A 4,431-nucleotide genomic window follows, 5' to 3' on the forward strand; every position below is an offset into this window, starting at 1 on the left:
ATCGGCCATCACGGGCAGGTATGGATGGCAATGAAACGGAGGGGGGATAACTGCCATCTACCCCTGTTGTTCCAGGACCCTTTTTAAGACAATGGCGCTGTTGTGCCGGACATCGTGCGCGGAGAAGAGGAGCGTGACGGGGGTTGTGCGGCTTTTTTGCGCAAGAGAACTGACCAGGTCCGGTTTTTCCGCGAGTTCTTTTGTGTATCTCTCCGCGAATCCTTCCCATTTCGCCGGGTCGTGGGAAAACCATTTTCTGAGCTCGGTGCTGGGCGCGATCTCCTTCATCCAGAGGTCCAGGCGGGCCATCTCCCGGGTCACTCCCCGGGGCCACAGGCGTTCGACAAGTACCCTGAGCCCGTCCTCTGGCGTGGGGGGATCATACACACGTTTTACCTGGATCATCCCTGCACAACCTCGAACTGGTCCTTCCCCGCCCCGCATTCGGGGCAGACCCAGTCTGCCGGCAGCTTCTCGAACGGGACGCCGGGGGGAATGCCGCCCTTTTCATCCCCTTTTTCCGGATCATAGATATAGCCGCAGACAAGGCATACGTACATTTCCAGGATATCACCCATGCATTTACTCCTATGCAGTTGTTATCAGCAGGTCAATTCAGGAAGCCTGCTACTCAGGAATACTCCTGTTATTCAATATTTAGGACAACGCTACCGGAAATTTTGAAGAGCCCCTTTGGAGCCGGCTCACTCCCGCGACTCAAAGTACCGCAGCGCTTTTGGGGCGTGCTTCTTGATCTCTTCAAAGAAGTATTTGCCGAGCTTCGCATCTGAATCTGCAATCGAACCGAGTATGGTGGCGATCAGCCAGTTCGGCAGCTCCGGGCTCTTGTCAAGCACATTCATGACAACGACCACGGTCTCATCCACATCGATCTTCTTTTTCCACCTGTAGGGCATTCATATCACCTCCCTTTTGCCCGCTCTCATCCTGTCCTCTTCTTGACCGCCCCGTCGTACACGAGCCAGTTGCGTTCCCAGTCAGGATTTTTTGCCCTGAGACTGCCGAGGACTTTTTCCCGGAGATCCTTTGTCGTGATAGTGTCGATGACACCCTTCTCAATATCCTGCGCGGTCTCCCGGGCATACCCGGCCGGCGCGCCGGTCTTGACCATGCTGACCACGATCTTCTCCGGCACGAACGGTTCCTTCCTGCCATCTCTCTTCGTTACCTGAACCATGGCTGACCACTTCTCCCGGATGCATTCAGTTGTGCATCCATTCAGATCATCTTCGTTCCCCAGAGCCCGTGCTCATAACGCTGCGTCTTCTCGTTTCCCCGCCGGCAGAAGAGCGTGTACCGGAACCCGAACTCCATAGTGACCGGGCAGGACGGGCAGATACAGCCCTTTTCCTCCTGGATGCACAGGAAGCTCTTCCCCGTCAGGCAGAACAGCAGTTCCCGGGCATTTTTTGCGCAGGAGGTATAGGTGGGGCAGGAGGGGCACGTGCACAGGGCTGCAAATTTCTCATCGGACTCTTCCCTCTCCTCCCGGGTCATGCCCCACATCGAAAGAATGGTCTCTTCGAATTTGTCCACAGGTTCACCTCCCGGAACTCTGTTGCCCGGTAAGCGGGAGACATCCGCCGCCCCGGAACGCTCCCTTTCCTGCCCTGCACCTTCCCTCAAAAACGCCCATGTGGCACCAGCCCGGCCCTGAGATCCTGCCGGGACCATCACTCGATGGCAATCTTCCCCCGTCCGGCTTTCGCCGTTTTTTTGAGGTGAACTTCGAGCACGCCATTCCTGAACGTGGACGTTGCTCCATCCTCGGTCACCGGTTTCGGGAGCGGGACCACCCGCGTCATCGAGCCGAATGAGCGCTCGCGCATGTAGAACCCTTCTTTCTCCTCCTTCTTCTCGTCCTTTCGCTCCCAGGCGATCTCAAGCGCCTGCGGGTTGACCAGGCCGATCGTGATCTCCTTCTTGGTCACACCCGGGATCATGTCCGCCGTAACCACGACTTCCTTGTCATTCTCCGTCACGTCCACGCGAAGGTCGGCGGACCGCAGCGCCGGGAGCATCCGGGTCCCGGAATTTGTAGATCCCGGCAGCAGTGCAACGGGTGTTGTGTCGTACATCTGTTGCGTGAGCGCATCCATGTACTTCCGCATCTCTTCAAGTTCATCAAACAGTGAACGGTAATACCATCGTACCATAGTAAGCCTCCCTGGTCCCGCAGGCAGTGACCCGGTTCCCGGAGATTCTGATCGCGATGGGATACCGGGGAGGGTCACTGCCGTGCAGGATTCTCTGGCCCGTACCTGCCGGAACGGGCCGGTTGTTCGACAAGGCGCAACCATTCTCCCTCCGTGTCCATGCACGGCTGCCCCCTGTCTGTGCACTCATCTTTGCGGAAAAACATCAAACTATGCCGGTGCCACAGATTTTGAGGCATTTCCTGAAACCATCCGCAACATGGTAATTTCAGGGGCTCCCATGCACCAGCAGGAAACGAGCACGGAGCCAAAAGGTCATGAACCAGGGGTCGGGAAACGCAATCGGGGATCTGGTATCCCTTCTGTGGGCACGGTCTTTTGAGAGCTACCTGTCGTCTTCAGCGTTCATCACGTTCCTGCTGGACCATGAGTTATGCGACGAGTGGAGGAAATTCCTTGAGCTGGGCCGGGACAATTCTGCTCTTTACGGGAGTGCGGTGTGGAGATATGCGTTCACCCGGTTCCTGGAGCACCTGCACCACCATCTCCCCGAGCGGTTCCTCTTCCTGTTCTCCCGGCTTCTTGCCGATTTTTCCCGCGGGCTCTCGTGTGACCTGCCCGTGAACGAGATCCGCTCATCGCTTATCAGGATGGGATATCCTGCCGAGAAAATTGACCCGGCACTCGTCGTGCTGAAAATAAAGCAGGTTCCGGTGTCAGAGGAGTAAGAGAGCAGGGCCCGGGTTTCATACAACCCGGGGATCCTGTGCCATCCGGTCCTCGTCGTCAAGGATCATCTTCAGGGCTGTGGCCGCATTGTGGTTATTGTCGGGCGATGCGTGCAGCAGCGTGAGCCCGTCATGGTGGTTGTGGTCCTGCAGGCCGGAGAAATAGTCGCGGTTTTTCTCCAGCTCAACCGAGTACAGGAGGACAAAGTCGCCCCAGCTCAGGGTATCGTCCCGCAGCCGTGCCAGGAGACTCTGGCTCGGGGCAAGGTCCTTGAGCCACAGGGGGAAGGGGCCCCGCGACCGGCCAACGCCCCTGGGCCAGGCCGGCTCGATGAGGACCCGGAGACCGTCATCGGCCGATACCGGGTCAAGGATGTGTTTTGCCCTGATCATATCCGTCTCCTCACCGGTCTCTCAGGCTTTCTCTCCATTGCCCACCACGCGCACGGTCCGCTTTCCCCGGAAAACGTTGCGTGCAACAATGCCGGCAAGCTTGTCAAGGGATTCGTTCCACCCGGCCCGTGTCAGGTCATTCATCTCACCGGCAGGAAGACCAGCGTGCCGCAGGGTAAGCCGTGTCCTGCCGGACTGATCCTCGAAAGTAACTGTCACAATCATCTCAAGAGGGATATCCGGGCTCATACCGTTGGAGGTTGCCGGCACCACGTTGCCTTTCTCATCGGCGAAATTGTCCGTGCAGACGAGCCGTTCCGAAAGGACAATCTCCCTGAATACCCCGGTGCTCCAGATATCTCTGCCCTCGGGGGATCTCATACAATAGAGGTACGATCCCCCGATCCGGAGATCGATTGTGCACGAAGGGCATGTGTAGTCCTTTGGCCCCCACCACATCCTGACGAGCTCGGGCTCCGTCCAGGCCCGCCAGACAAATTCCCGCGGGGCATCGAAGAAGCGGGTAATGAGGATCTCGTCCTCACAGGTCTTCGAGGGGAAACTGCATCCCGGTGCCGCGAACTCGATCCGGTGGCCCGGGGCGTTCATGAGATAGAGCCGGGGATTGTTCAGTAAATCCAGCGCATTGATCCTCTGTTCAACAAGCGCATCATACGAGAAAAAATCATTCTTCTCGTTTCCTTCTTCGGTCCAGAAGACCTGGATCCCGTTCTGGTACTTTTTGCTTCTGGTAATCTGCTCCATGATATGTCTCCATCCGGTTCCCGCCTGCCTTTTTTGGGAGTTTTTAAAGAGCAGGCGGCGATCGTTTATCGTTACGTCACCACTGCGGTTGCCAGGGTCGTCACCCCACCAGCGCTTCTTTCATCAGGTTTTCCTGCTTTTTTGTCAGGCCTGTGGGGATCCGCACCGTTACTTTAACCAAAAGATCGCCCCGGGTATCGGAGTTCAGGAAGGGCATCCCCTGCCCCCGGAGCCGGAAGAGAGTCGGGCTCTGGGTGCCGCGGGGGATCGTTAAGAGGGCACTGCCGGTGAGTGTCGGGATCGTGATCTCTCCCCCGAACAAGGCAGTTGCAAGGCCGACAATGGCATTCGTGGAGAGGTCTGATCCC

General features: G+C 57.5%; 11 protein-coding genes. 1 reads left to right on the forward strand and 10 read right to left on the reverse strand.

Annotation, left to right across the window (positions count from 1 at the left end):
• Positions 1-57 precede the first annotated feature (57 nt).
• From PHF39_RS13735 to PHF39_RS13765, 7 genes are all read right to left on the reverse strand, one after another.
• On the reverse strand, positions 58-405 hold the full coding sequence (locus PHF39_RS13735) for a DUF488 domain-containing protein (RefSeq protein WP_300225121.1): 348 nt from the start codon (positions 403-405) through the stop codon (positions 58-60).
• Positions 402-578 (reverse strand): rubredoxin, encoded by a 177-nt coding sequence (locus PHF39_RS13740; protein WP_300225123.1) that lies wholly within the window; start codon positions 576-578, stop codon positions 402-404. The genes PHF39_RS13735 and PHF39_RS13740 overlap by 4 nt, the downstream gene beginning before the upstream one ends.
• 126 nt (positions 579-704) lie before the next feature.
• Positions 705-917 (reverse strand): hypothetical protein, encoded by a 213-nt coding sequence (locus PHF39_RS13745; RefSeq protein ID WP_300225125.1) that lies wholly within the window; start codon positions 915-917, stop codon positions 705-707.
• Between the two features lie 26 nt (positions 918-943).
• On the reverse strand, positions 944-1,198 hold the full coding sequence (locus PHF39_RS13750; RefSeq protein WP_300225127.1) for an ATP cone domain-containing protein: 255 nt from the start codon (positions 1,196-1,198) through the stop codon (positions 944-946).
• 41 nt (positions 1,199-1,239) lie between these two features.
• Positions 1,240-1,557 carry a DUF2769 domain-containing protein gene (locus PHF39_RS13755; protein ID WP_300225130.1) on the reverse strand — a complete coding sequence of 106 codons (318 nt, stop codon included), beginning with the start codon at positions 1,555-1,557 and terminating at the stop codon, positions 1,240-1,242.
• A 137-nt stretch (positions 1,558-1,694) separates the two neighbouring features.
• Positions 1,695-2,177 (reverse strand): Hsp20/alpha crystallin family protein, encoded by a 483-nt coding sequence (locus PHF39_RS13760; protein WP_300225133.1) that lies wholly within the window; start codon positions 2,175-2,177, stop codon positions 1,695-1,697.
• On the reverse strand, positions 2,146-2,367 hold the full coding sequence (locus tag PHF39_RS13765) for a hypothetical protein (protein ID WP_300225136.1): 222 nt from the start codon (positions 2,365-2,367) through the stop codon (positions 2,146-2,148). The genes PHF39_RS13760 and PHF39_RS13765 overlap by 32 nt, the downstream gene beginning before the upstream one ends.
• A 127-nt stretch (positions 2,368-2,494) precedes the next feature.
• Between PHF39_RS13765 and PHF39_RS13770 the strand changes: the two genes are divergently transcribed.
• A complete protein-coding gene (locus tag PHF39_RS13770) occupies positions 2,495-2,905 on the forward strand; it encodes a hypothetical protein (RefSeq protein WP_300225138.1) in 411 nt (136 codons plus the stop codon).
• An 18-nt stretch (positions 2,906-2,923) separates the two neighbouring features.
• Here the strand turns inward: PHF39_RS13770 and PHF39_RS13775 are convergent, their stop codons facing one another.
• The 3 genes from PHF39_RS13775 to PHF39_RS13785 form a co-directional block, all read right to left on the reverse strand.
• On the reverse strand, positions 2,924-3,298 hold the full coding sequence (locus PHF39_RS13775) for a DUF488 family protein (protein WP_300225140.1): 375 nt from the start codon (positions 3,296-3,298) through the stop codon (positions 2,924-2,926).
• Positions 3,299-3,319: 21 nt separating this feature from the next.
• Entirely contained in the window at positions 3,320-4,063 is a 744-nt protein-coding gene (locus tag PHF39_RS13780; RefSeq protein ID WP_300225142.1) for an SRPBCC domain-containing protein, read from the reverse strand.
• Between the two features lie 100 nt (positions 4,064-4,163).
• Positions 4,164-4,431, reverse strand: a 268-nt coding sequence (locus tag PHF39_RS13785) for a DnaJ C-terminal domain-containing protein (RefSeq protein ID WP_300225145.1), incomplete at its 5' end; no start/stop codon positions are given.

It is taken from the genome of Methanoregula sp., assembly GCF_028712425.1.
In the GTDB taxonomy this organism is placed as follows: domain Archaea; phylum Halobacteriota; class Methanomicrobia; order Methanomicrobiales; family Methanospirillaceae; genus Methanoregula.